A 23,778-nucleotide genomic window follows, 5' to 3' on the forward strand; every position below is an offset into this window, starting at 1 on the left:
CCTCGAACGCCTCCGCTTCACACCGCTCACCACGACCACGCCGTACCTGTACATGAGCTGATCTCCCGGGCCCTGCCCGCCGCCGGGGTCGGCGGGGAGGACCGGCCCACCGGGCCCGGCCGGCCGGCAAGGCGCTCACACTCGGGCGGAAGGAACCACACCATGACCACCCCGCGCCCTTCCCTCTGGCGCCCACCCCGATCCATGTGCCCGACGAGGTCCTCGACGATCTGCGCGTCCGTCTCGCCTTGACCCGTGCGCCGCTGGACGAGGGGAACGAGGACTGGTCCTACGGCGTCCCGGGCAGCCGTCTGCGTGAGCTGGTCTCCCACTGGCGGGACGGCTACGACTGGCGCAGGGCCGAGGCCGCCATCAACGCCTACGAGCACTACGAGGCGAGCGTCGCCGGTGTCCCGGTGCACTTCATGCGCAAGCCCGGCCGCGGGCCCAGCCCCATCCCGCTGATCCTCACCCACGGCTGGCCGTGGACGTTCTGGCACTGGTCGAAGGTGATCGACCCGCTCGCCGACCCGGCCGCGTTCGGCGGCGACCCCGCCGACGCGTTCGACGTCATCGTGCCGTCCCTGCCCGGCTTCGGTTTCCCCGGCCCGCTCACCGGCTTTCCGGACGTCAACTTCTGGAAGGTCGCCGACCTCTGGCACACCCTGATGACCGAGACCCTGGGATACGAGAAGTACGCCGCCGGGGGCTGCGACATCGGCGGCATCGTCTCCAGCCAGCTCGGCCACAAGTACGCCGACGAGCTGTACGGCATCCACATCGGCTCCGGGCTGCCGCTCGACTTCTTCACCGGCCCCCGCGCCTGGGACTTCGCCCGGAACCGGCCCCTCACCGACGACCAGCCCGCCGACGTCCGCGCCCGCGTCGTCGAGCTGGACCACCGCTCGGCGTCCCACCTCGCCGTGCACATGCTCGACGGCGCCACCCTGGCCCACGGGCTGAGCGACTCACCCGCCGGACTGCTCGCCTGGCTGCTGGAGCGCTGGAACGCCTGGAGCGACAACGGCGGCGACATCGAGTCCGTCTTCACCAAGGACGACCTGCTCACCCACGCCATGATCTACTGGGCGAACAACTCCATCGCCACGTCGATGCGTTACTACGCCAACGCCAACCGCTACCCCTGGACCCCCGCCCACGACCGCACCCCGGTCGTCCAGGCCCCGGTCGGCCTCACCTTCGTCACGTACGAGAACCCACCCGGCATCCACACCGCCGACGAGCGCGTCCGGGCGTTCAGAACCGGCCCGCAGGCCGACTGGTTCAACCACGTCAACGTCAACGCCCACGACCACGGTGGCCACTTCATCCCCTGGGAGAACCCCGGCGCCTGGGTGAGCGACCTGCGCCGCACCTTCCGCGGCCGCAGGCCCTGAACGAGCCCGCGGGCGCGTCCGGCAACGGGCCAGGCCGTCGGTGTCCGGAGGGAGCGTGCGCGTCGACCGGCAGGCCCCCACCGCCCGCCTGAACCGGCCCCTGCGAAACGCCGCCAGCGGGCGGCCGGTGGCGCGGATGGCTCAACTGAGGACGCGCCCGCCGAGCCCCGCGGTCAGCATGGGGTGCATGACAGAAACTGGCGAGCGGCGGCGCACGGCCTCCACCCCCACGCGCAGGCGTCCGGTGCGCGGCGCGAAGGACGCCGCCCGGTGCGCCGCGGACGGCCTGGCCCAACTCGTCCGGCACCGCCTGGAGGGCGTTTCCGCGGTGTGCCGGAGCGAGGACGACGGCTGGATCGTCAACGTGGACGTACTGGAACTCGCACGCATCCCCGACACCACCAGCCTGCTCGCCACCTACGAGGTCGAAGTCGACTCGGCGGGTGAGCTGCTGCAGTACCGCCGGATAGCGCGCTACCGGCGCGGCGCCCAGGACCAGTGACCCGCCCGCCCGTCCGCCTCCGGAAGGACACGCATGATCACCTATGACGACGAGGTCGTCTGCGCCCCGCGCGCCGGGACCCTCTACGACGTCCTGGAGCTCATCCTCGATCGCGGCATGGTGATCGACGTCTTCGCGCGCGTCTCACTGGTCGGCATCGAGATCCTCAAGGTGGACGCGCGGATCGTGGTCGCCAGCGTCGACACCTACCTGCGCTTCGCCGAGGCCTGCAACCGCCTCGACCTGGAGCACGACGTGCGCTCGAAGACCGTGCCCGAACTGTTCGGGGGCTCGGCCACCCGGTCGGTGGCCAAGGCCGGCGCCAAGCGGACGGCCCGCTCCCTGACCGCGAAGGTGCGGGACCTGCTCAGCCCGGAGGACGAGGACGAGGACGAGGACGAGGACGAGGACGGGGACGAAGAGGCCGTCCGCAGCCGGCGCAGGCCGGAGCAGGAGCGGTCGCGCCGCCGGCCCGCCGGGGAACACCGCCGTCCCGCCGGTTCCCGGCCCGGCGAACACGGCACACACGCAGAACACGGCGAACGGGCCGAACACGAAGAAGAGGACCGCCCGCGTCCGCGCAAACGGCGCCCCGCCGGAGAGGAATGACCGTGACGGCCACCGCCACCAGCCCACCAGAGACCCTCTACGTCTACGGCATCGCTCCCGCCGGCGTCCGGCCCCCGCGCACCCCCGGCGTGGGCGGCGCTCCCGTCCGGCTGCTGACAGAGTCGGGGCTGTGCGCGGCGGTCTCCGGCGCACCCGAGCGGATCCGCGCGCGGCGCCGTGACCTGACGGCCCATCAGGCGGTGCTCGACGAACTCGCGGCGCAGGGCCCCGTCCTTCCCATGCGGTTCGCGGTCGTGAGCCCGGACCCGGCCGGACTGCGGGAGCAGCTGCGCACCGACGGCCGCCGTCTGGCGGCGCAACTCGACACGGTCCGGGGCTGCGTGGAGATGAACGTGAAGGGCACGACCGTGCCCGGCTGCTTCGCCGATCTCGTACGCCGCGACGACAAGCTGCTCGTCCTGGCCCGCCGAACCCGTCGCCGGCCCGACTACGAGGCCAACGTACGGCTGGGCGAGGCACTGGCCCGGGGCGTCCGGCGCGAGGCGCAGCGCGCGGCTCAGGCGGTTCTGTCCCGCCTGGCCCCGCTGGCCGTGCGCGTCGTGCAGGGACCGCTCGACGACGAGCGGGTGCTGAGCGCCTCGTTCCTGCTGCGTTCCTCCGACCAGGACCGGTTCCGGCAGGCGGTCGCCGACCAGGCCCGCGCCCTGGGGGACCGGCTGGCGCTCAGCCTGACCGGGCCGCTGCCCTGCTACAGCTTCGTCGAGACGCGTCCCACCGCCCGGGCCGGGCGGTGACGGCCGTGGGCATCGTGAGCGGACTTCTGCTGCTGCCCCTCGCCCCGCTGCGCGGCACACTCTGGGTCGCCGACCAACTGGCCCAGGAGGCCGAGCGTCAGACGCGCCACCCGGTGGCGGTGCAGGCGCGGCTGGCCGCGCTCAACCGGGCCCTGGACGAGGGCGCCATCGACGAGGCGGCCTTCGAGCGGGAGGAGGAGCGGCTGCTGGACCTCCTCGACGACCCCGTCCGCCGGCTGGACCGCCCGTCGGCGGCCGCGGGCGCGCCGCGGGGGAGGCACGCATGAGCGGCCGCAGGGCGGCCCTGGCGGCGGACGCGGCCGGCGGCTGCCTCACGCCGCAGCGTGGAAGACGGAGCCCGCTCCCGTCGGCGGCACCCGCCGCGCCGGACGGCGCCTCGGTGTCCCGCCGGTACGGCCGCCGGCCGGGGGGCCCGGCGGGTCGCGGACCCCGCGGCTGCCCGAGCCGTCCGGAGGTGCCCTATGAGTGACGTCGCCGGCTGGAACGAGACGGCGGGCCCGCAGTCGCCGTACTGCGGGCCGCCCAACGGCAGCCTCGCCGACCTCCTCGAACGAGTCCTGGACAAGGGCATCGTGATCGCGGGGGACATCAAGATCGACCTGCTCGACATCGAACTGCTCACCATCCGCCTGCGTCTGTTCATCGCCTCGGTGGACACCGCCCGCAAGGCGGGCATCGACTGGTGGGAGACCGACCCGGCCCTGTCCTCGCGGGCCGCCAAGGACGCCCTGGCGGAGGAGAACGCACAGCTGCGCGCGGAACTCGAGAGCCTGCGGCACGCCGTCACCGACGCCCTGGACGAGGCGGAGACGGCCGGCTGCGGAGCCGGGGCCGGGGGCGCCGCACCGGAGCGGGTCCGGTGAGCGCGAGCCCGGCGGTGCGGCCCCCTCGCGGCGGCCCCGACGCCGCACGGCCCACGCTCACCTACGCGTTCGCGGTGACCGGCACTCCGCCGCCCGCCGGCGTGCTGGCCGCGACGGCGGGCCACGACGGTGGCGGGCCCCTGCGCGCCCTGCGCGCCGGAGCGGTGTGGGTGGTCGTGCAGGACGTCCCCGCGTCCGCCTTCGACGAGGCATCGCTCGCGGCACGGCTCAACCGGCCGGACGAGCTGGAGCGGTGCGTCCGCGCGCACCACCGCGGCGTCGAGGCGGCCGCGCGGCGGGGAGCCGTCGTACCGCTGCCGATGGCCACCCTGTATCTCGGCGACACCGGCGCGGTCGAGGCCGTCACCGCCCGGGAGCCGGCGATGCGAACCCTGCTCGGCCGGCTCCGGAACCGCACGGAGTGGGCGGTGAAGGTGCACGCCGCGGAACCCGCCACGGTCTCCCGGGACGCGGCCGGCGCCGCGCGGGACATGGCCGGAACTCCGCGGGATCCGGTCGGCGCCGCGCGGGACGTGACCGGCACTCCGAGGGACCGCCACGCGGGCGGACGGGCGTACCTCAGCCGGGTCAGCGCCCGCCGCCGCAACCGGCAGGAGGCACAGGAGCGTGCCCTGGCCGAGGCGGCCGCCGCCGACCGGGAGCTGCGGCGGTACGCCGTCGCCGCGACGAAGCACCGGCCGCAGAGCGAGCAGCTGACGGGTCTGGACACCCCGCAGCTGCTCAACGCCGCCTATCTGGTCGATGACGGGGAGCGGGCCGGCTTCACCCGGGCGCTGGACCGGCTCGCCGCCGGCCCCCGCCTCACCCACGTGCGGATCGTCGCGTCGGGGCCATGGATCCCGTACTCCTTCGCCCGGCCGGACGAGGAGTGGAACGGCACCGAACGGGAGGTCCGGGCATGACCGCACCCGCCTTTCACGAGCCCGGCGGCACGGGGCTCCCGTGGGACGGGTCGCAGCCGTACGCGCCGGTCGGAGTACCCCTGGTGGACCTGCTCGACCGGGTGCTGGCGACCGGAGTCGTGATCAGCGGCGACCTGGTCCTGGCCGTCGCCGACGTGCCGCTGGTGCGGATCTCCCTGCACGCCCTGCTGGCGTCGGTCAGCGACCGGGTCCCGGCACCCTGGCCGGACAGTGGGCCGCTGTGACCGCGCCGCGCCCCCACACCCTCGACCTCGACCCCGAAGAGGTCGTCAACGACCTGGCCGCACTGGTCCTGACCGTCGTGGAACTGCTGCGCCAGCTGATGGAACGCCAGGCGGTGCGCCGTTTCGACGAGGGAACGCTCACCGCCGAGCAGGAGGACCGTCTCGGCACCGCCCTCATGCTGCTGGACCGGCGGATGGACGACCTCTGCGCGCAGCACGGGTTGCGCCGCAGCGACCTCAATCTCGACCTGGGGCCGCTCGGCCCGCTCCTGGCCGACCCCGGGCCCTGACGCCGGCACGGCACGGCGGTCCGCTCGACGGCGGCCGGCCGCCGTCAGTGCCGGCCGGAACCGGGCTCGCCGTCGGCTGTTCCGGCGCCGGATGCGGGTAGGCGGCGGGTCCCGGCGATGGGCAGCCACGGCGCGTCGGTACTGCATCGAATCTTCCAGGAGCGGGCCCACCTGTGCGACGGCGTCGCCTGCGGGGCCGGGGCGCGTCACCCGCTCAGGCCGCGGCGTCCTGCGGCGCCGGGTCCGTCGGCACCTCCTGCCGAAGGCGGCGGCGCAGCTGGTGCAGGCCCCGCCTGGCGTGGCTCTTGACCGTGCCCAGCGGCCAGCCCGTGCGTTGCGCGATCTGGGTCTGGGTCAGGTCCTCGTAGAACGCCAGACGCAGCACCCGTTGCTGGGCGGCGGGGAGCCGCTCGAGCTCGCACCGGACGAGAACCCGGTCCAGGGCCGCCTCGGGGCGCCCGGCGGCGGGATCGCGCAGTCCGAGGGCCGACCCGGCGGCCGCGACCAGTTCGCCGCGCCTGGTCCGCGCGGACAGCGCGTCGGCGATCTTGCGCCGGGTGATGCCCACGATCCATCCGGCGAGCGGCCCGCGTTCGGGGCGGTAGCCGTGGCGGCCGCGCCACACCCCGAGGAACACCTGCTGGGTGACGTCCTCCGCCTCTTTGGCGTCACCCAGCGAACGCCAGGCCAGCGTGTGCACCAGGGCGGACCAGCGGTGGTAGGCGGCCGCGAGGCACGCGTCGTCGCCCGCGACCAGGCCCCGTGCCAGCTCCTCGTCGGTCAGATGCTCCTCCGCCGGCGTCCGCCGGGGCGCCTCGGCCGCATCGCCGGGCGGCAGAGCCGTGGCACCGGGCGGCAGGGGCGTGGCGCCGGGCGATGGGGCCGAGGTGCCGGGCGGGTCAACGGCCTGGTCCAGGACACCGGCGTTCTCCGGTCCGCCGGGCTGGGCCGGGAGCCCTGCGGCGGCCGGGAGGCCGGTGGTGGCCGGGAGGTCGGTGGTGGTGAGGGTCGGGCACGGGCTCATGACGTCGGCTCCTCGCGTCGGGACGGATCCGCCCGGCCGCCGGGGGCCCGGTGAAAGCGACCGGTGGCGAGGCGGTTCGAAAAGCGGTCGGCGGGGCGCGCCCCAGTGGCTTCATGCTCCGAGGCACCGAAGGCGCTCGCCAAGTCGCATCGGTTCTGCGTCGTATAGTCGGGTGCATGACGGAAACCGGTGCCGCGGTGGGGACGACGGAAGGCCGACCGGCCCCGGCCACACGGACGGCACGGCCGGCCGGGGCCGGTCTGACGACCGGTGCTCTGGCCCGCCGGCTCGGCGTGTCGCCGACCACCCTGCGCTCTTGGGACCGCCGCTACGGCATCGGTCCCGCGGTGCGCGGCGACGGGCGGCACCGGCGCTGGTCGCCGCAGGACGTGGCGATGCTGGAGACCATGTGCCGTCTGACGTCCGCCGGCGTACCGCCCGCCGAAGCGGCGCGCGCCGCGCAGCGCGGCGCCGTCGGCGGGGGCGCGGCTCCCGAGGACGCCGCCGAGCGGGGCGTGGCGGAGGAGGGCACCGGGTCCGAGCCGGCCGGGTCGCCCGGGCCCCCGAAGTCCTCCCGTCCGCCCTTCGGCGGCAGCCGCCCGGCCAGGTCCGCACCGGAGCCGGAGCCGGAGCCGGAGCCGGAGCCGGCCGCCCGTCGGCCGTCGCGGGCGGCCGGCACCCTGCCGCTGGGCGACGTACGGCAGGAGTGCCGGGGTCTGGCCCGCGCGGCCGTGCGACTGGACGCACCCGCGGTCGAGGAGCGGCTGGCCGCGGCCGTGGAGGAGTACGGCCTCACCGTCGCCTGGCAGGAGGTGATGGTGCCGACCCTGCACGCGGTGGGGCGCAAGTGGGCCTCATCCGGGGACCGCTACGTCGAGGTGGAGCACCTGCTGTCCTGGCACGTCTCCACCGCGCTGCGCCGGTTCACCCGGCCCGTCGTCGCGCCCCGCGATCCGTCCGCCCCGGGACCCGTGCTGCTGGCCTGTGTGCCCGGGGAACAGCACACCCTGCCGTTGGAGGCACTCAACGCCGGGCTCAGCGAGACCCGGGTGCCGACGCGTATGTTCGGCGCGGCCGTGCCCGCGGAGGCGCTGGCGGCCGCGGTGCAGCGCATGGGGCCGTCGGCCGTGGTCCTGTGGGCGCAGGCGCGCTCCACGGCGAGCCTGCCGCTGGCCCGGCACGTCGCCGCCACGCAGTGGGGGGTCAAGGGCGCGCGCAGGCAGCCGCTGGTGCTGCTCGGCGGGCCCGGGTGGGCCGGGCGGCCGGTCCAGGGAATGCCCAGGCCGAGCGGCCTGCGTGAGGCGCTCGACATCCTGGGCGGCCTGTACCGCGCCGGGACAGCCGGGGAACGGCGCTGAGGTAGGCGTACGGCGTGCCTTTCGTCGGGGGTCGGGGCCGTGCCGGGGGGTGTCCGTCCTCGGACCGGCGCGAGTGCCGTGGGTCCCCGGCGGGGCGGGGTGGACGCGCCGGCCGCTGCGGGCGGACACCCCCCGGCACGGCCTCTGCCGCGCGTGGGCGACTGCGGGTGCGGTGGGGCGGATGTCCTGCGTCGTCGGCTGTTGTGCGGGGCGGCACGCGGACGGGGCTGGGAAGCGTGAGGCGGCGCGGGCGCACCCGTCGGCGCCGGAGCCGCGGGCGGCGTACGACGGGGCGCCCGGCATCCCACTCCGTCGGCGCATCCGGTCGCCCGTCGGGACGGGTAAGGAATCAGCGGGGCGTCCCGACCCCACGAGTCGTCCGGCGGTCACGTCGGACGGCGCGACCGCCGCTCCCGGTGGGCGGACCCGCACGGGCCGCGCCGGCCGACCCACGAAAGGGTGGTCACGTGCCCGCGACCCCGTCCGCCACGGACGTCCTGGTGATCGGCGCGGGTGTCGCCGGACTCGCCTGTGCCCGTGATCTGCTCGGCGCCGGACTGGACGTGCGCGTCCTGGAGGCCTCCGACGGGGTCGGCGGCCGGATGCGCTCCGACCGCGTCGACGGCTTCGTCGTCGACCGGGGCTTCCAGGTCTTCAACACCTCCTACCCGCAGACCCGGCGCCGCCTCGCCATGCGCGACCTGCGCCTGCGTCCGTTCACCCCGGGCGCCCTGATCGGCACCGGCCGTGGCCGGCTCCTCTTCACCGATCCGGCCCGTGACCGGCGCAGCCTTCCCGACCTCCTGTCCGGCCGCCTCGCCGGCCCGCGCGACCTGGCGGCCCTGGGAGTGCTGTCGGGCCGGGACATGCTGGCCCCGGCGGCATGGGTGAAGCGGTCGGAGGACCGCACCACACGGACCGCCCTCGCGGCGGCCGGCTTCTCCGACGCGTTCGTCGAGCGCTTCTTCCGGCCGTTCCTGTCGGGCGTCTTCCTGGAGGACCGGCTGGAGACGTCCAGCCGGTTCTTCCACCTGGTGTGGCGCAGCATGCTCCGCGGCACCCTCTGCCTGCCCGCCGAGGGCATCGGGGCGGTGCCGCGCGCCCTCGCCGGCACCCTGCCCGCCGACGCGGTGAGCCTGGAGACGCCGGTCGAACGGCTCACCGGCGACGGGGTGGAGACGTCCGCCGGTGACGTTCTGCCCGCCCGCGCCGTGGTGGTGGCCACCGGGCCCGGCCCCGCCGGCGCCCTGCTGCCCGGCCTGGAGGTCCCGCCCTGCCGGGTGGTGACGACGTACTACCACGTCGCCTCCCGGTCGCCGCTGCCCGAGCCGACCCTGCTCATCGACGAGCGGCGCCGTGTGCTGAACACCTGCGTCCTCAGCGAGGTCGTGCCCGGCTACGCACCGCCCGGCCACGCTCTCGTCGCGACCTCGGTGCTGGGCGCGGACACCGAGGGCCGCCAGGACGATGTACGCGGGGCGCTGTCGGAGCTGTACGGCACGGACACCCGCGACTGGGACCTGCTGACGGTCCGTACGATCGACGAGGCGCTGCCCGCGATGCCGCCGCCGCAGCCCCTGCTGCGCACCTCCCGGGTGGCCCCCGGCCGTTACGTGTGCGGGGACCACCGGGCCACCGGCTCGGTGCAGGGCGCCATGGCCTCCGGTGCGCGGGCGGCCCGGGAGGTGATGCGCGACCTCGCGCGGTGACCTGCCCGGCCCGGCGGACGGAACGGTCGCCGAGGACCCGGTGGGGGCGGGTCTCAGTCGCGGGCGCGGGCCCGCCTGAAGCGGGCCAGCCCCTCGGCGAGGGTCACGATCGGATCCGGGTAGTCGAGCGCGGCCCGCTCCGGGCCCTGGATCCGCCACGGCTCGTGCACCAGGGGCCCGTCGACCCGGGCCAGTTCGGGCACCCAGCGCCGTACGTAGCCGCCGTCCGGGTCGTACCGCTTGGCCTGCGTCAGAGGGTTGAGCACCCGGTTGGGCCGGGTGTCGGTGCCCGTGCCGGCCACCCACTGCCAGTTGAGCTGGTTGTTGGCGAGGTCGCCGTCGACCAGGAAGTCCAGGAAGTGGCGGGCGCCCACGCGCCAGTCCACGTAGAGGGTCTTGGTGAGGAAGCTCGCCGTCAGCAGGCGGCCGCGGTTGTGCATCCAGCCCTCGTGGCGCAGCTGGCGCATCGCCGCGTCCACGACCGGATAGCCGGTGCGGCCCTCGCGCCACGCCTCGACGTCCTCCCGCGCGACCCGCGCGGATCGCCAGCGGTCGTGCTTGGTGCGGTAGTCGGCGAAGGCGGCGTGCGGCCGGGCCGCCAGGAGCTGCCGGTGGAAGTCCCGCCACGCCAGCTGCCGGACGAAGGCCTCCGCGCCCGGGCCGCCCGTCCCGCGTGCCCGGTGGACCAGTTCGACGGGGGAGAGGGTGCCGAAGTGCAGGTGCGCCGAGAGACGGGAGGTGGCGTCTGCGGCCAGGTCGTCGTGCCGGTCCTCGTACGCGGCCACGCCGCCGCGCAGCCAGGCCGCGACCCGTCTGCGGCCCTCCGCCTCACCGCCCGTGGCCAGGCCCTCGGAGACACCCGCCAGGCCGGACCGCGCGGGCAGGGGCTCGGAACCGATCCCGTCGGGGACCCGCACCGTGCGGGGCGCGCCGACGGCGTCGCGCAGCCGCGCCCCCGACCACTGCCTGAAGTACGGCGTGAAGACGGCGAAGTGGTCCGAGGACGCCGGCGTCACCGCTCCGGGTGCCAGAGCCGTGGTCACCGTCTCGTGGACGTGCAGGCGCCGCCCGTCGGCCTCCAGAGCGCGCCGCAGCCGCTCCTCGCGGCGGTGCGCGTAACCGCTGGCGTCGGCCGCCATGTGCACCTCGTCGGCGTCCGCCTCGGCGACCACCCGGCACACCTCCTCGACGACGTCACCGGAGCGGAGCACGAGCCGCCCGCCACGTTCGCGCAGGCCCGCGTCCAGGTCCCGCAGGCAGTCGGCGAGGAACGCCAGCCGGTTGGGCGCGGCGAAGCCGGCCCGGTCCACGCCCCGGTCGCGCACGAACAGGGGCACCACCTCGCGCCCGCCGTCCATCGCGGCCCACAGCGGCGGATGGTCGTGCAGACGCAGGTCGGAGGTGAACAGGACGACCGAGACGTTCATGATGCGGCTCCGGGGACAGGACGGTTGGTCGGTCAGCGGTTTCCGGCCCGGGGCGTCCGGCGGATGCGCGGTGTCAGCGGGCGGCCTCCCGTTCCCTCGTGCGGGTGGGTGGCGTCGTGGCCGCCGCCCGCGCGATGTTGCGGGCCATACCGCCGAACACGACGGCGTGGAACGGGGACACGGCCCACCAGTAGGCGTGGCCGAGCAGCCCGTGCGGGTGGAACAGGGCGCGCTGCCGGTAGCGCGTACGGCCGCCGGCGCGCGCGGTGCCGCCGTCCTCGTCGTGCTCCACGCACAGCTCCAGCCAGGCCAGCCCCGGCAGGCGCATCTCGGCGCGCAGCCGCAGCAGCCGGCCCGGCACGATCTCCTCGACCCGCCAGAAGTCCAGCGAGTCGCCGACCAGCAGCCGCTGCGCGTCGCGCCGTCCGCGGCGCAGACCCACCCCGCCCGCCAGCCGGTCCAGCAGACCACGCAGCGACCAGGCGAGAGGGAAGGAGTACCAGCCGTTCTCGCCGCCGATGCCCTCGATGACCCGCCACAGGACCTCGGGCGGGGCGTCGACCACCTGTTCGCGTTCGTCCGTGTAGAGGCTGCCGCCCGCCCAGTCGGGGTCGGTGGGCAGCGGATCGCTGGGCGCGCCGGGTACCGAGGCGGACGACCAGCGGGTCGTGACCCGGGCGTCGCGGACGCGTTGCAGGGCCAGCCGCACCGACTCGTCGAAGCCCAGCGGATGCCCCGGGGGGTCGGGCACGTACCGGGTGATGTCGTGCTCGTGGCACACCACCTCGTGCCGCAGCGACTCGGTGAGCGGGCGGGCGATGGACGCGGGCACCGGGGTGACCAGCCCCACCCAGTGGCTGGACAGCCCCGGCGTGAGCACGGGGACGGGGAGGATGACCCGGCGGGGCAGGCCCGCAATCGACGCGTAGCGGACCATCATCTCCCGGTACGTCAGCACCTCCGGCCCGCCGATGTCGAACGCCCGGTTCACCTCGGAGGGCATCCGGGCGCTGCCGACCAGCAGGCGCAGCACGTCGCGCACGGCGATCGGCTGGATGCGGGTGCGCACCCAGCTCGGTGTGACCATCACGGGCAGGCGCTCGGTGAGGTAGCGCAGCATCTCGAAGGAGACGGAACCGGACCCGATGATGACCGCCGCGCGCAGGACGGTGGCCGGCACCCCGCAGTCCAGCAGGATGCGGCCGACCTCGGCCCGGGACCGCAGGTGCGGCGACAGCTCCCGTTCCGGCACGCCCTCCGGAGTGAGTCCGCCGAGGTAGACGATGCGCCGCACACCCGCCGCCCGGGCCTGCTCACCGAAGATCCGGGCGGCCCTGCGGTCGGTCTCCTCGAAGTCCTTGCCGGTGCCGAGGGCGTGCACCAGGTAGTACGCGACGTCGACGTCCCGCATCGCCGCGGCGACCGACGCGGCGTCGGTGACGTCGCCGCGCACCACCTCCACCTCCTGCTGCCAGGTCTGGTCGCGCAGCTTGCCCGGGGAGCGGGCCAGGCAGCGCACCCGGTGACCCGCGCCGAGCAGCTCCGGGACCAGCCGGCCGCCGATGTACCCCGTGGCGCCCGTCACCAGGCAGCGCAGCCCGTCCCGCGCCCCCGCGGCGTCCTCTCGTGCGTTCACCGTCCGTCGCCCTCGATCCCTGGGGTTGCGGTCTCTCCTGTGCTCCCTTCCATGCTCGCGCCGTCCGCGGATGCGGCCAGGCGAGTCGCGCGGGCCCTGCGCCGTATGGCCGGTGCCCGTGCGGTACCGGTCGGGCCTTCTGTGGGCCGATCGCGTGGTGAGAGCGCTCGCCGTTGGTGCCCGCCCTGGTGCGGGACATCGGCGCCGTGTCCTGGTGGCCGGGGCGGCTGAGCAGGCACCGCGAACCGGAACCCGCCGGGGACTGACACCCGGTCCAGCGCGGCGCAGCCCGTGACGGCGGGCCGGATCGGGATTTCCCGCACACGGACATGTTCGGCTCGGCAGGGGGCAGCCGAATTGCACGCAACGCGTGGTCCGCTCACGTCGACGGTCGATTCTGGAGGTGTCTGCCGGTATGGACGCGAAGGTGTTGGAGAGTTTTCCCGCGGGGGCGCCACGCGGATCGTGGCCGGCTGAGGAGTACGCGGCGCAGCGCAGGGCCGAGGGTCAGCAGGCCACCGTGGTCATGGACATCAAGGACGACGCCTTCCTCGTCGTGGTGCCCACGGCCGAGAGCGACTGACCCGACCCGCCCGGCGGCGCCCCGTCCCCGGCCCCCGCGTGCCACGACGCGGGGGCCTTGCCATGCCGGCGTGGTGCCTGGCCGGTGTGGTGGCGAGTGAGCCGGTGCAGGGGGCGGAGGTGCCCCGCCACCACGCCTGCGGGCCGAATTTCCCGCCGCGTAGGGCGAGGCGCCCCTCCGGAGGCACGACCGTCGTGTAGGAGGCGAGGGAACCCCCGCTTCGCCCAGGAGGACGTCATGAAGTACTACCTGCTCAGCGTGATCCAGCCGAGTGAGGGCGAGCCGCCCTCGACCGAGGCCCTCGCCTCCATCAGCCGCAACCTCGACATCTTCCACAAGGAACTGCGGCAGGCCGGTGCCTGGGTGTTCGCCGGCGGACTGGACGGCCCCGAGACGGCCACCGTTCTGCGTCCCGCCGACGGGGACGTCCTGACCTCCGACGGGCCGTACGCCGAGGGCAAGGAGTATCTGGGCGGACTGTGCCTGATCAAGGCCGCCGACGACGAGGCGGCACTCCGCTGGGGGCGCAAGGCTGCCTGGGCCACCACGCTGCCCATCGAGGTCCGCCCGTTCGTGCAGCCCGCCGAGCACTGACCTGTCGCCCGGGATCCGGCCGGGAGCGCCCGCAAGCAGCTCCCCGTCGAGCAAGAGGCCCTGGGAGGGGGTCCGCGCAGAGGGAAGAGGCGACCTGCCGAGTAGGGTGCCCGGCCCGTCCCCGCCGACTCCCTCTCGGGCGGCCACGGCCGCTGCCTGACCGACGCTGCGGCGTCGTCCACGGTTCGGCGACGCGGGGCAGAGGCGCGAGCAGCCGTCCGACCGCAGGTCCGACGCGCGGCCCTGCTGCCGGACCGGCCATCCGAAAGGGCAGAGGTGTACCGGCCATTGACCGGTACGCGCCCTCTCCCGCTGATGCCCGCTCGTGCGCCATGGTGTCATGCACCTGACCATCGGACGCACGAAGGGCACACCCTATGCGCACTCCCCACGCCCTGTTCGCCACGGCCGCCGCGCTGGCAGCCTCCGTCGTGGCGCCCTTACCCGCCGGCGCCGCGACGGCTGTTCCGTCCGCCGGAGCGTACTACCTGCAGAGCGCGACGACCGGCCTCAACGCGGCCGCCGTCCAGGGCACCGTGGAACAGCACCGGCCCAAGGGCGACGAGGACCACCAGCGGTGGACCCTCCGGGCGAGCGGATCGTCGTACGTCCTGGAGAGCGCCGACACGGCGGGGAGCTGTCTCGGCCGCTCCGGCGACCAGGCCCGCATCGTCGCCTGCACGACCCCCGAGGCGGCCTGGGACATCAGCCCGTCCGGATCCGACCGGTACACGCTCGCCGCCCCCGGGACCGACCGCCGTCTGACCGTCGCCGCCCAGCCCTCGGGCGGCAACTACCCCGCACAACTGGCCGTCGGCGCGGCGGGCGCGCTCGCCACCTGGTACCTGACCCCGGTGACGCCGGCGACGTCCCCCATGCCGCCGGCGGACCGGCGCACCCTCGACCAGGTCACGTTCCTCACCACCCACAACGCCTACGCGAACGGCGTCGACGGCGGCTTCGCCCCGCCGTTCGTCGACCTCGCCCCGAACCAGGCCCGCGGTATCGAGCAGCAACTCTCCGACGGCGTGCGGGGGTTCATGCTGGACATCCACCAGACCCCGGACGGCGCGATCCTCTGCCACGACAGCTGCACCCTGGTCAGCCGGCCGGTCGCGCTGTGGGTCGACCTCCAGCGGATCGTGAGCTTCCTGAAGGCGCACCCCGATCAGTTCGTCACCGTCTTCCTGGAGGACTACGTCGACCCCGGCGTCCTGCGGGCCGAACTGTCCCGCGTCGACGGCCTGTCGGACCTGCTCTACCGGCCCGACCTCACCGGAGTCCGGCAGAACGGATGGCCGAGGCTGGCCGACCTCACCGCCACCGGCCGGCGTCTGCTCGTCTTCACCGACCACAGCCGCTCCGCCGACGAGGCGGCCGGTCTCACGCGGGACAGCTTCGGCGTCATGTACCAGCGGGAGTGGACGGTCGAGAACTACTGGTCGATGGGCTCGGGTCTCGGCTCCTCCGACTGGTCCTGCTACAGCCGGTGGTACGACGCGGGCACGAACATCCCGCTGACGCACACCGAGCCCGGCTTCCGCCCGCTGTTCGTGATGAACCACTTCCGGGACGTCACGGTCTCCGCCACCGCGCGGACCGACAACGGCAAACTCGCCGACCGGGCCGAGCGGTTCTGCCGCCCCGCGGCCCGCAAGAAGCCCAGCTTCCTCGCCGTGGACCGCTACGACCTCGGTGACCCGGCGTCCGCGGTCGCCACACTCAACACGTACACCTATCCCTGAGACAGCCCAGGGCGGACCACCCGGGGTTACGGGCGGTCATCGAGGGGAGAGGCCGCACGCAGGTCGTTCTCGGGCTGCGCGGCCGACTCCGGGTCGCCCGCCCCTTGAGCCGCCCGTCCGCCCTCCGGGCCGTCCGTCGCCGGGCCGGGGCCTGAGCCGCCCGTCCGCCCTCCGGGCCGTCCACCCCCGGGGCCGGGGCCCGTCCGGGGCCCCGGCCCCGGGGGGTGCGGGGGGTGGCCCGGCGGGCGACGTCGGGGCCGTGCCGGCGTGGGGCCCGGAGGTCAGCCCAGGTGCCGGTGGAGGAACGCCACCGTGGCCGCCCAGGAAGCACCGGCCGCGTCGGCGTCGTAGGTCGGGCGGCGGTCGTTGACACCTCCCACCGCTGATTGGCGCACGAGAGGTTTTACGTATAACCTCACCCGACATTCACCCGACGGCCGCCCGTTCCGAAAGGCCCCGATGAGACGCATCGCCCTGGTCACCCTCGTCGTCGACGACTACGACGAGGCGATCCGGTTCTACACCGAGGCGCTCGGCTTCCGGCTCGTCGAGGACGTCCCGCGCCCCGACGGCTCCCGCTGGGTCGTCGTCGGGCCGGACCCGCACGGCGAGGGCGCCGCAGCCGGTCCCGGGCTGCTGCTCGCCCGCGCCAAGGACGGCGCCCAGCACGCCCGCGTGGGCGACCAGACCGGTGGACGCGTCGGTTTCTTCCTGCACACCGACGACTTCGCCCGTGACCACGCCCGTATGCGCGCCGCCGGCGTGACCTTCCTGGAGGAGCCGCGCCACGAGCCGTACGGCACGGTCGCGGTCTTCCAGGACCTGTACGGCAACCGCTGGGACCTGCTCCAGCCCGTCGGCTGACCCCCGGCCGGCCGCACCAGCCGCCCCCGGAAACGGGCCGCCCGCCCGCAGCCCGGCCCCGCCCTGCCGACCACCCCACCCGAGACCCGTCTGCCGAGGAACACCCGCTCATGACCGCGCCCCGCATCGACACCGACACGCTCCGCCGGCTCCCCAAGGCCGTGCTGCACGACCACCTCGACGGCGGCCTGCGCCCCGCCACGGTCGTCGAACTCGCCGACGCGGCCGGCCACCGGCTGCCCACCACCGACCCCGGTGAGCTGGCCGCCTGGTACTACGACGCCGCCAACTCCGGCGACCTCGTGCGCTACATCGCCACCTTCGAGCACACCCTCGCCGTGATGCAGACCCGCGAGGGCCTGCTCCGCACCGCCGAGGAGTACGTCCTCGACCTCGCCGCGGACGGCGTCGTGTACGGCGAGGTGCGCTACGCCCCGGAGCTGATGCTGCAGGGCGGCCTGACCCTGGACGAGGTCGTCGAGACCGTGCAGGAGGGTCTGGCCGCAGGAACGGCGAAGGCCGCCGCCGCCGGCACCCCGGTCCGGGTCGGCACGCTGCTGTGCGGCATGCGGATGTTCGACCGCAGCCGTGAGATCGCCGACCTCGCGGTCGCCCACCGTGACGCCGGTGTCGTCGGTTTCGACATCGCCGGCGCCGAGGACGGCTTCCCGCCCGCCGACCACCTGGCCGCCTTCGAGCACCTGCGCCGCGAGAACGTCCCCTTCACCATCCACGCCGGCGAGGCGCACGGACTGCCCAGCATCCACCAGGCCCTCCAGGTGTGCGGGGCCCAGCGCGTCGGGCACGGCGTGCGCATCACCGACGACATCGTGGACGGCAAGCTGGGCCGGCTGGCCGCCTGGGTGCGCGACCGCCGCATCGCACTGGAGATGTGCCCGACCTCCAACCTGCAGACCGGCGCCGCCACCTCCATCGCCGAGCACCCGATCACCGCCCTGAAGGACCTCGGCTTCCGGGTCACCCTCAACACCGACAACCGGCTGGTGTCCGGCACGACGATGACCCGCGAGATGTCCCAGCTGGTGGAGGAGGCCGGCTGGACGGTGGCGGACCTGCGCACGGTCACGGTCAACGCCGTCAAGAGCGCCTTCATCCCGTTCGACGAGCGCAACGCCCTCCTGCGCGACGTCGTCCTGCCGGGCTACGAGGCCGCGCTCTGAAGGAGCCCTTTGACGTAGGCGGCCTGTCCGACGTGCTGAAGATCGTCGGACAGGACGCTGACCAGGCGCACCCCGAGAGTGACCGGTGGGTCCCAGCGCTCGTCGACGACGCGGTCGAGGTCCTTCGCGGTCAGGCCGCGCAGGGCGCCGAGGGTCTGTTCGTGTACCGCGTCGTAGTAGCCGGTGAGCAGGTCGGCGGAGTCGACCCGCACCTCGGCGACCTTCGCGGCGGTGTGCCCGTAGCCGGTGTCGTGACGGTCCAGGCCCAGCCCGAAGCGCTTCTCCCAGCCCTGGGCCAGCCACACCTGGTCGAGACCGAAGGCGTCGGCGACATGGTCGTCCTGGACCCGGGTGAGATGCCAGACCAGCCAGGCGACGGAGTTCGCGCCGGCGGCGGGACGGTCGTTGAGCTCTTCGGGCGTCAGGCCGTCGACGGCGGCATGGACTTCTTCCCGGATGCGGCCGTAGCCCTCGATGAGGATGTCCTTCGCATGCATGCGTCCACCATGGCGCATCGCCGGCCGTCCCGCGTCCGCAACCCCGCCTCCGCGACGGTCCGGCGGCACCCGCCGGGTCAGCGCGGGGACGCCCCCTCGCCGGACGGCGCCGGGCGCCCCTGTCCGAGCAGGCCGACCAGTGCGCGGGCCGCCGGGCTGGTGGCCTGCTCCGGCGGCAGCAGGGCGACGGTCTCGTACTCGGTGTCGCCGGTGCCCTTGAGCGGCAGCGCGGTCAGCGACGGGCGCTTGTGCCGGAAGTGCCGGGGGACGACGGCGACACCGAGGTTCTCGTCGACCAGGTCGAGGAGGCTGTGCACGTCGTTCACCTCCAGGGCGACCGAGCGCAGGACGCCGGCGGCCGAGAAGGCGGCGTCCGTGGCGCGCCGCGGACCCCAGTCCGGATGGAAGTCGACGAAGACCTCGCCGCTCAGGTCCTCGGGGGCCAGTACCGCGCCCGCCGCGGCCAGCCGGTGGTCCGGATGGCACAGGACCGTCATCGGCTCGCTGGTCAGCGACACCGATCGGAGCTGGTCCGTGTCCGCCTGCGTCCGGTAGGCGAACGCCAGGTCCAGCCGCCCTGCCGTGACCTCCTCCGCCAGCGCCCCGGAGCCGGCCTGGCGCAGCCGTATCTCCACGTCCGGGTGGCGGCGCCGGAACGCGGCCAGCAGCCCGGCCACGTGCACCCCCGCGATGCACTGCTCGGTGCCCAGGGAGAGGGTGCCACGCAGCACGCCCTGGACCGCGGCCACCGCCTCGTGGGCCGCCCGCACCTGCGCGAGGATGCGCTCCGCCTCGCGCAGCAGCGCCCGTCCGGCCTCCGTCAGCGTCACGCGGCGGGTGGTGCGCACGAACAGCGGCGTCTGCAACTCCCGCTCCAGCGCCCGGATCGAGGCCGACAGGCCCGACTGCGACACCATGAGGCGTTCCGCCGCCCGGGTGAAGTGCTGGTCCTCGGCGACCGCGACGAAGTGCTGGAGGTGGCGCAGTTCCATGACTGAGAAGCCTAACCGCTGAATCGCATCGGATTCTCCTGTTGGACCGCTGCCCCCGGGCCGCGCCAGAGTGGGGCACGGTTCCGTGACCCGCGCCCACCGGCCACCGGGTCACGTGCGACCGGTCAGTACCGTGCCGACCCCCAGGAGACGTGTTGTACACCGCCCACCCCGACCGTTACGCGGACATGCCCTACCGACGCACCGGACGCAGTGGCCTGAAGCTTCCCGCGCTGTCCCTCGGCCTGTGGCACAACTTCGGCCCGGACCGCCCGGCCGAGACCCGGCGGTCGATCCTGCGCCGTGCCTTCGACCTGGGCGTCACCCACTTCGACCTGGCCAACAACTACGGCCCGCCGCCCGGTGCCGCCGAGTCCGCCCTTGGCGAGGCGTTGCGGGCCGACTTCGCGCGGTACCGCGACGAGCTGGTGATATCCACCAAGGCCGGTCACCTGATGTGGCCCGGCCCGTACGGCGAGTGGGGCTCCCGCAAGTACGTGCTGTCCTCGCTCGACCAGAGCCTGAAGCGGATGGGCGTCGACCACGTCGACGTCTTCTACTCCCACCGCCCGGACCCGGAGACCCCGCTGGAGGAGACGATGGGCGCCCTGCACTCCGCGGTGCAGCAGGGCAAGGCCCTCTACGTCGGCGTCTCCAACTACTCCGCGGAGCAGACCCGAGAGGGCGCGCGCATGCTCGGCGAGCTCGGCACCCCGCTGCTCATCCACCAGCCGCGCTACTCGATGCTCGACCGCCGCCCCGAGGAGGAGGGCCTGCTCGACGCCCTGGACGAGCTGAGCGTCGGCTCCATCGCCTACTCCCCGCTGGAGCAGGGCCTGCTGACCGCCCGCTACCTCGACGGCATCCCCGAGGACTCGCGGGCCGCGAGCGACAGCCCCTTCCTGCACTCCGACGCGGTGACCGGGGAGCTCGTGGGCCGGCTGCGCGCCCTGAACGAGATCGCCGCGTCCCGCGGTCAGTCCCTGGCCCAGATGGCCCTGGCCTGGGTCCTGCGCGGCGGCCGCGTGACCTCCGCCCTCGTCGGCGCGAGCAGCCCGCGGCAACTGGAGGACAGCGTGGCGGCCACCCGCAACCTGCACTTCGACGCGGACGAACTCACGCGCATCGACGCGATCGTCCAGCCGTAGGCAGCCGTCGCCCCACCCCCGGCCACCAGCCCGGCCGGTGACAGCCCCGGCCCGCGGCGAGAGCGCCCGGCCGCCCCGCCGCGGCCGCGCCCCGCGAACGCCCCGCCGTCCGAGTGGGGCACCCGGAGCCGCTCGGCGAGACGGACGGTCTCCGGGGCGGGGTCGGTGGCTGCCGGTTGCGGGGCGGTCGGCGTCGGTCTTCCGCTCGCGGCGGTCCCGCTGGTCCGTCAGCCCTCGGACCGCCGTGAGCGGCGGGGCTCGTCGCCCGCGCCGCTCAGGCGCCGGCCGGCACCCGGTCCAGGAAGCCGAGCACCGTCCGGATCCGCCCCTCGCCGTCCAGGGTGATCACGTCGGACCCGGCCACCGGCGCCGTACCGTCCGCCTCGCTCACCAGTTCCCAGGAGAACCGCGCCGTGTCGTGGTGGCCGTCCACGACGCCGTTGAGCCGGAAGGAGAAACCCGGGAACTGCTCCTGGGCCGCGGAGATCACGGCCGCGATCTGCTCGTGCCCGCGGACGTCGGCGAGCGGGTCGGTGTAGGAGCCGTCCGGTGTGAAGGCGGCGGCCACCGTTTTCGTCAGCGTCTCCGTTCCGCGGGCGTTCCAGGCCTCGAAATAGCGGGCGACGGCACGGTCGTGACGGTCGGTCTGCGCGGACATGGTGAATCAGCCTCCATCGAGGTCAGCGTGCTGGTCGGGAGCCGGATCCCCGTCTCGGCAACCCGGTGCGACCACCATGCCCGGACCCGCGGCGGAGGTCGATTACCAGGGGGGTAATGCCCACGCGACCTGGAATGCGCCTGATTTCGGCCATGAAGCGGCGTGAATATGCCGACGAAGTGGCCGGAAATTCATGGTGACACTGTTTCACGAGTCAACATACTCGAAGGTCGAGGGCACTTTCCTCGCCCAGCATCCGTAAGGAAAGCGAGGCACGGCCGGCAACCGAGAACACACAACGGGGGTTGGAGCAGTGCACGACGAATTCCTGTGCCATGTCACCGCGTACGGTGTGTGCGACGGCCGTCGTATCGGCGTACCGCTCGGCACCTACCGGGCGCCCACGCTGGCCCTGGCCCTGTGGTGGCTGCGCGACCGGGCCTGCTGGATCGCCGAGCGGCTCGATCCGAGTCCCGACACCCCGTACGTGCCGCCGGGCGCCCTGACCCCGGTCCCCGACAACGTCCCCGACGTGCCCGCCATCCTGCGTAACTGGTCCGCCGACCTCGTTCAGCAGGAGCTGGTGGCGGACGAGCTGGCGGGCGGGCGGCTGGTGCGGATCGCCGCCGGCGACGAGACCACCGAGTACGAACTCCTTGCCGAGTCCGTGGACGCGCTGCGCATGCAGCGGACCCTGCCCGCGCTCGTCCTGCCGGTGGGCTGACCGGTCGCCGGGACTTCCGGCCGCCGGAACTCCGTCGTCGGGCACCGGCGGGGTGCGCAATCCCCTAACGAATCCCACCCAGGGACGTCCCGGCCTCACCCCGCCGGTGCACCCGCCGGGCCGGGAGCGCTCCGAGGAAGCCGGTGACCAGCCCCCACAGCAGGGCCAGGCCCAGTGCGCCTCCGGTCTGGGGCCACAGCAGCAGTTCCCCGGACAGACCGCCGCCCAGATCACCGATGCCGAGCAACGACAGCCCGTAGTGGGCGGAGATTCTGCCGACCAGACATACCGTCAGCACCGTCACGGCCAGGGCGACGGCCATGCGCAGGGCGTGCCGCCAGGCGCGCACCACGGCCGGTGACCGCACCGCCGTCAGGAAGGCGGCGGCCGACAGGAGCACCACGTCCGCCACGACCAGCCACCACACCCTGGCGTCGTGCGCGGCGAGCGTGGACAGGTCGATCGTGGAGACGTCCGGGCTGCGCAGCACCTCGTCCAGCAGCTGGGGCATGGGCAGGCCGAACGGGCCGTCCACCCTGCCGTGCCAGGCGGCGCCCAGGCCGACGGTGAGGGCGGGCCAGGCGAGGTTCGGCAGGCCGAGCAGGATCACCGCGAACGTCTGGGCGGGATGCCCGCGGGTGACCGCCGTGACGAGCGCGACGACGACGCCCAGGGCCGCGTACGCGAGCAGCAGGACGACCATGGCGTACGCCGCCGGACCCGCCGCGGTCCGCAGCCGCGTCGGCAGCGGCGCCCCGCGGGCGGCCAGCAGGGCCACGACCATGACCCCCGCCAGCCACAGCAGCCCGAACACCACGGTCAGCGCCACGTTCGTGGTGAAGCCGACCCGCGGCGCGATACCGGCGAAGTCGCCGATGTCCCCGAGCAGCCCGTTGCGGGGGTCGACGGCGAACGTCTGGCGGGCCCCGAGGGCCAGACCGACGAGCGCGAGCAGCCACAGCACGGCGATCCGGGCCGCCCAGCCGGCCGGCTCCCGCACCCCGGCGGCCGCCCGGCGGCGCAGCGGACGCAGGAAGCCCCGGGCGACCACGAGCGCCCCGGCCAGCGTGACGGACAGAGGCATCACCGTGACATCGGCGTGCGCCGCGGCGAGGGAACCGGCGTTCCCCGACAGCTCCACGCTGCCGCCGACCGCCGTCACCACGGTCGCGGCGACCACCCGGGGGAAGGCCCGGTCGGGCAGGTCCGCGGCACCGGCCGCCCACAGCCCGAGTGCGGCGACCAGCCCCATGGCGGCCAGCCCGGCCAGGACCGTCCCCGCGGCCTGCGCCCAGCCGTGACGGGGCTCCGGCAGCACGGACGGGCTTCGCGGGCTCACGCCGCCACGCTAAGGGCTGTCCTGTGCTCCCCGGTGGAACAGCGCGCGGCGCGGTGCCGCGACCGCGCTGGCGGCTGCCGGATCGCGCCGGTGTCCCGCGGCCTCGCCGGTGTCCTGAAAAAGGGGGCGAAGGTCACACCGGCCGACCGGGAGTGGGGAGACCGGCTCGGGGTACGAGCACCGGGGCAGGAGCGTCCGGCCACACCGGCTTCCGAGAGAGACACGCATGATCGAGCACCTGGACGGGGCAGTGATACCGACTGGTTTCGACGTCCCCGTGGAACCGCTTCGGCGGACGACGCACTACACGGGGGCACCTGGATGCATCGCCGAGGCGCGGTCGTTCACCACGTTCTTCCTCGAGCAGCTCCGGACCGAGTGGTGCGCGGACGTCGACCGCATGGCCGGCGAGGAAGTGCTCCTGGTGGTGAGCGAACTGGTCACCAACGCGGACCGGCACAGCAACGGGCCCTACATCCTGGAGCTGGAGGGGACGGACGGCGCGGTGACCGTGTCCGTCTACGACAGCAGCCCCGCCGTGCCCCGGCGCTTCCCACGGGACCCGCAGCGCGTGGGCCGTCACGGCCTGGAGATCGTGCACGCGCTGGCGTCCGCCGTGACGGTCGAGCGCGTTCCGGTGGGCAAGCGGGTGCGCGCCGTGGTGGCCCTCAGGCGGACCTGAGCCTCTGATCCC

Annotated in this window: 26 protein-coding genes; 19 read left to right on the forward strand and 7 right to left on the reverse strand. The window is 74.5% G+C overall.

Going from position 1 to position 23,778, the window contains the following annotated elements:
- The first annotated feature begins 206 nt into the window (after nucleotides 1-206).
- The 9 genes from ACWDNY_RS18230 to ACWDNY_RS18270 all read left to right on the forward strand — a co-directional run bounded on the left by ACWDNY_RS18230 (nucleotide 207) and on the right by ACWDNY_RS18270 (nucleotide 5,605).
- A complete protein-coding gene (locus ACWDNY_RS18230) occupies nucleotides 207-1,397 on the forward strand; it encodes an epoxide hydrolase family protein (RefSeq protein WP_451646772.1) in 1,191 nt (396 codons plus the stop codon).
- Between the two features lie 187 nt (nucleotides 1,398-1,584).
- Nucleotides 1,585-1,899, forward strand: a complete 315-nt coding sequence (locus ACWDNY_RS18235; RefSeq protein ID WP_451646773.1) for a gas vesicle protein GvpO — start codon at nucleotides 1,585-1,587, stop codon at nucleotides 1,897-1,899.
- 33 nt (nucleotides 1,900-1,932) lie between these two features.
- Nucleotides 1,933-2,508: a gas vesicle protein GvpJ gene (gene gvpJ / locus ACWDNY_RS18240; RefSeq protein WP_451646774.1), complete on the forward strand. Its 576-nt coding sequence runs from the start codon at nucleotides 1,933-1,935 to the stop codon at nucleotides 2,506-2,508.
- Nucleotides 2,505-3,263 carry a GvpL/GvpF family gas vesicle protein gene (locus ACWDNY_RS18245; protein ID WP_451646775.1) on the forward strand — a complete coding sequence of 253 codons (759 nt, stop codon included), beginning with the start codon at nucleotides 2,505-2,507 and terminating at the stop codon, nucleotides 3,261-3,263. Before gvpJ ends, ACWDNY_RS18245 begins: the two co-directional genes overlap by 4 nt.
- A 5-nt stretch (nucleotides 3,264-3,268) precedes the next feature.
- Nucleotides 3,269-3,550, forward strand: coding sequence for a gas vesicle protein GvpG (locus tag ACWDNY_RS18250; protein ID WP_451646776.1), 282 nt, complete (start codon nucleotides 3,269-3,271; stop codon nucleotides 3,548-3,550).
- 195 nt (nucleotides 3,551-3,745) lie between these two features.
- Nucleotides 3,746-4,147 carry a gas vesicle protein gene (locus ACWDNY_RS18255; protein ID WP_451646777.1) on the forward strand — a complete coding sequence of 134 codons (402 nt, stop codon included), beginning with the start codon at nucleotides 3,746-3,748 and terminating at the stop codon, nucleotides 4,145-4,147.
- Nucleotides 4,144-5,070, forward strand: a complete 927-nt coding sequence (locus ACWDNY_RS18260; protein ID WP_451646778.1) for a GvpL/GvpF family gas vesicle protein — start codon at nucleotides 4,144-4,146, stop codon at nucleotides 5,068-5,070. Before ACWDNY_RS18255 ends, ACWDNY_RS18260 begins: the two co-directional genes overlap by 4 nt.
- Nucleotides 5,067-5,315, forward strand: coding sequence for a gas vesicle protein (locus tag ACWDNY_RS18265; protein WP_451646779.1), 249 nt, complete (start codon nucleotides 5,067-5,069; stop codon nucleotides 5,313-5,315). The genes ACWDNY_RS18260 and ACWDNY_RS18265 overlap by 4 nt, the downstream gene beginning before the upstream one ends.
- Nucleotides 5,312-5,605, forward strand: a complete 294-nt coding sequence (locus tag ACWDNY_RS18270; RefSeq protein ID WP_451646780.1) for a gas vesicle protein K — start codon at nucleotides 5,312-5,314, stop codon at nucleotides 5,603-5,605. The genes ACWDNY_RS18265 and ACWDNY_RS18270 overlap by 4 nt, the downstream gene beginning before the upstream one ends.
- A 214-nt stretch (nucleotides 5,606-5,819) precedes the next feature.
- Here ACWDNY_RS18270 and ACWDNY_RS18275 read toward each other — a convergent pair whose 3' ends face one another.
- Nucleotides 5,820-6,443, reverse strand: coding sequence for a sigma-70 family RNA polymerase sigma factor (locus ACWDNY_RS18275; RefSeq protein WP_451646822.1), 624 nt, complete (start codon nucleotides 6,441-6,443; stop codon nucleotides 5,820-5,822).
- Between the two features lie 362 nt (nucleotides 6,444-6,805).
- Between ACWDNY_RS18275 and ACWDNY_RS18280 the strand changes: the two genes are divergently transcribed.
- Both ACWDNY_RS18280 and ACWDNY_RS18285 read left to right on the forward strand, forming a co-directional pair.
- Entirely contained in the window at nucleotides 6,806-7,987 is a 1,182-nt protein-coding gene (locus ACWDNY_RS18280) for a MerR family transcriptional regulator (protein ID WP_451646781.1), read from the forward strand.
- A gap of 467 nt (nucleotides 7,988-8,454) precedes the next feature.
- Entirely contained in the window at nucleotides 8,455-9,696 is a 1,242-nt protein-coding gene (locus tag ACWDNY_RS18285) for an NAD(P)/FAD-dependent oxidoreductase (RefSeq protein ID WP_451646782.1), read from the forward strand.
- Between the two features lie 53 nt (nucleotides 9,697-9,749).
- Here the strand turns inward: ACWDNY_RS18285 and ACWDNY_RS18290 are convergent, their stop codons facing one another.
- The gene (locus ACWDNY_RS18290) at nucleotides 9,750-11,123 is read right to left on the reverse strand and encodes a cryptochrome/photolyase family protein (protein ID WP_451646783.1); all 1,374 of its coding nucleotides are present in this window, start codon (nucleotides 11,121-11,123) and stop codon (nucleotides 9,750-9,752) included.
- Nucleotides 11,124-11,196: 73 nt separating this feature from the next.
- Entirely contained in the window at nucleotides 11,197-12,759 is a 1,563-nt protein-coding gene (locus ACWDNY_RS18295; RefSeq protein WP_451646784.1) for an SDR family oxidoreductase, read from the reverse strand.
- A 415-nt stretch (nucleotides 12,760-13,174) separates the two neighbouring features.
- On the opposite strand from ACWDNY_RS18295, the gene ACWDNY_RS18300 reads away from it, so the two are divergent.
- The 5 genes from ACWDNY_RS18300 to ACWDNY_RS18320 all read left to right on the forward strand — a co-directional run bounded on the left by ACWDNY_RS18300 (nucleotide 13,175) and on the right by ACWDNY_RS18320 (nucleotide 17,726).
- Complete coding sequence (locus ACWDNY_RS18300) at nucleotides 13,175-13,342, forward strand: hypothetical protein (protein ID WP_451646785.1); 168 nt, start codon at nucleotides 13,175-13,177, stop codon at nucleotides 13,340-13,342.
- Nucleotides 13,343-13,579: 237 nt separating this feature from the next.
- Nucleotides 13,580-13,936 carry a YciI family protein gene (locus ACWDNY_RS18305; protein WP_451646786.1) on the forward strand — a complete coding sequence of 119 codons (357 nt, stop codon included), beginning with the start codon at nucleotides 13,580-13,582 and terminating at the stop codon, nucleotides 13,934-13,936.
- A 377-nt stretch (nucleotides 13,937-14,313) separates the two neighbouring features.
- Complete coding sequence (locus ACWDNY_RS18310) at nucleotides 14,314-15,681, forward strand: phospholipase (protein WP_451646787.1); 1,368 nt, start codon at nucleotides 14,314-14,316, stop codon at nucleotides 15,679-15,681.
- A gap of 459 nt (nucleotides 15,682-16,140) precedes the next feature.
- Nucleotides 16,141-16,545: a VOC family protein gene (locus ACWDNY_RS18315; protein ID WP_451646788.1), complete on the forward strand. Its 405-nt coding sequence runs from the start codon at nucleotides 16,141-16,143 to the stop codon at nucleotides 16,543-16,545.
- Nucleotides 16,546-16,655: 110 nt separating this feature from the next.
- Complete coding sequence (locus ACWDNY_RS18320) at nucleotides 16,656-17,726, forward strand: adenosine deaminase (protein WP_451646789.1); 1,071 nt, start codon at nucleotides 16,656-16,658, stop codon at nucleotides 17,724-17,726.
- Here the strand turns inward: ACWDNY_RS18320 and ACWDNY_RS18325 are convergent.
- Both ACWDNY_RS18325 and ACWDNY_RS18330 read right to left on the reverse strand, forming a co-directional pair.
- Nucleotides 17,708-18,223, reverse strand: a complete 516-nt coding sequence (locus ACWDNY_RS18325; protein ID WP_451646790.1) for a mycothiol transferase — start codon at nucleotides 18,221-18,223, stop codon at nucleotides 17,708-17,710. The two genes, ACWDNY_RS18320 and ACWDNY_RS18325, sit on opposite strands and share 19 nt — an antisense overlap.
- Before the next feature lie 77 nt (nucleotides 18,224-18,300).
- Entirely contained in the window at nucleotides 18,301-19,215 is a 915-nt protein-coding gene (locus ACWDNY_RS18330) for a LysR family transcriptional regulator (RefSeq protein WP_451646791.1), read from the reverse strand.
- A 155-nt stretch (nucleotides 19,216-19,370) separates the two neighbouring features.
- On the opposite strand from ACWDNY_RS18330, the gene mgrA reads away from it, so the two are divergent.
- On the forward strand, nucleotides 19,371-20,363 hold the full coding sequence (gene mgrA / locus ACWDNY_RS18335) for an L-glyceraldehyde 3-phosphate reductase (RefSeq protein ID WP_451646823.1): 993 nt from the start codon (nucleotides 19,371-19,373) through the stop codon (nucleotides 20,361-20,363).
- A 274-nt stretch (nucleotides 20,364-20,637) separates the two neighbouring features.
- On the opposite strand, the gene ACWDNY_RS18340 is transcribed toward mgrA, so the two are convergent.
- Nucleotides 20,638-21,021: a nuclear transport factor 2 family protein gene (locus ACWDNY_RS18340; RefSeq protein ID WP_451646792.1), complete on the reverse strand. Its 384-nt coding sequence runs from the start codon at nucleotides 21,019-21,021 to the stop codon at nucleotides 20,638-20,640.
- A gap of 313 nt (nucleotides 21,022-21,334) precedes the next feature.
- Here ACWDNY_RS18340 and ACWDNY_RS18345 point away from each other — a divergent pair, with 313 nt between their 5' ends.
- Entirely contained in the window at nucleotides 21,335-21,745 is a 411-nt protein-coding gene (locus ACWDNY_RS18345) for a hypothetical protein (protein ID WP_451646793.1), read from the forward strand.
- Nucleotides 21,746-21,809: 64 nt separating this feature from the next.
- Here the strand turns inward: ACWDNY_RS18345 and ACWDNY_RS18350 are convergent, their stop codons facing one another.
- On the reverse strand, nucleotides 21,810-23,084 hold the full coding sequence (locus tag ACWDNY_RS18350) for a streptophobe family protein (protein ID WP_451646794.1): 1,275 nt from the start codon (nucleotides 23,082-23,084) through the stop codon (nucleotides 21,810-21,812).
- Between the two features lie 226 nt (nucleotides 23,085-23,310).
- On the opposite strand from ACWDNY_RS18350, the gene ACWDNY_RS18355 reads away from it, so the two are divergent.
- Complete coding sequence (locus ACWDNY_RS18355) at nucleotides 23,311-23,766, forward strand: ATP-binding protein (RefSeq protein ID WP_451646795.1); 456 nt, start codon at nucleotides 23,311-23,313, stop codon at nucleotides 23,764-23,766.
- The last annotated feature ends 12 nt before the right edge of the window (nucleotides 23,767-23,778 follow it).

The sequence above is a fragment of the Streptomyces sp. NPDC003697 genome (assembly GCF_053587115.1).

Excerpts from the sequence above, each read along its gene's own strand:
- ACWDNY_RS18235 (WP_451646773.1), top strand. The coding sequence starts at position 1,585 with ATGACAGAAACTGGCGAGCGGCGGCGCACGGCCTCCACCCCCACGCGC.
- gvpJ (WP_451646774.1), top strand. The coding sequence starts at position 1,933 with ATGATCACCTATGACGACGAGGTCGTCTGCGCCCCGCGCGCCGGGACC.
- ACWDNY_RS18245 (WP_451646775.1), top strand. The coding sequence starts at position 2,505 with ATGACCGTGACGGCCACCGCCACCAGCCCACCAGAGACCCTCTACGTC.
- ACWDNY_RS18255 (WP_451646777.1), top strand. The coding sequence starts at position 3,746 with ATGAGTGACGTCGCCGGCTGGAACGAGACGGCGGGCCCGCAGTCGCCG.
- ACWDNY_RS18265 (WP_451646779.1), top strand. The coding sequence starts at position 5,067 with ATGACCGCACCCGCCTTTCACGAGCCCGGCGGCACGGGGCTCCCGTGG.
- ACWDNY_RS18280 (WP_451646781.1), top strand. The coding sequence starts at position 6,806 with ATGACGGAAACCGGTGCCGCGGTGGGGACGACGGAAGGCCGACCGGCC.
- ACWDNY_RS18290 (WP_451646783.1), bottom strand. The coding sequence starts at position 11,123 with ATGAACGTCTCGGTCGTCCTGTTCACCTCCGACCTGCGTCTGCACGAC.
- ACWDNY_RS18300 (WP_451646785.1), top strand. The coding sequence starts at position 13,175 with ATGGACGCGAAGGTGTTGGAGAGTTTTCCCGCGGGGGCGCCACGCGGA.
- ACWDNY_RS18305 (WP_451646786.1), top strand. The coding sequence starts at position 13,580 with ATGAAGTACTACCTGCTCAGCGTGATCCAGCCGAGTGAGGGCGAGCCG.
- ACWDNY_RS18310 (WP_451646787.1), top strand. The coding sequence starts at position 14,314 with ATGCGCACTCCCCACGCCCTGTTCGCCACGGCCGCCGCGCTGGCAGCC.
- ACWDNY_RS18315 (WP_451646788.1), top strand. The coding sequence starts at position 16,141 with ATGAGACGCATCGCCCTGGTCACCCTCGTCGTCGACGACTACGACGAG.
- ACWDNY_RS18320 (WP_451646789.1), top strand. The coding sequence starts at position 16,656 with ATGACCGCGCCCCGCATCGACACCGACACGCTCCGCCGGCTCCCCAAG.
- ACWDNY_RS18325 (WP_451646790.1), bottom strand. The coding sequence starts at position 18,223 with ATGCATGCGAAGGACATCCTCATCGAGGGCTACGGCCGCATCCGGGAA.
- ACWDNY_RS18330 (WP_451646791.1), bottom strand. The coding sequence starts at position 19,215 with ATGGAACTGCGCCACCTCCAGCACTTCGTCGCGGTCGCCGAGGACCAG.
- ACWDNY_RS18340 (WP_451646792.1), bottom strand. The coding sequence starts at position 21,021 with ATGTCCGCGCAGACCGACCGTCACGACCGTGCCGTCGCCCGCTATTTC.
- ACWDNY_RS18355 (WP_451646795.1), top strand. The coding sequence starts at position 23,311 with ATGATCGAGCACCTGGACGGGGCAGTGATACCGACTGGTTTCGACGTC.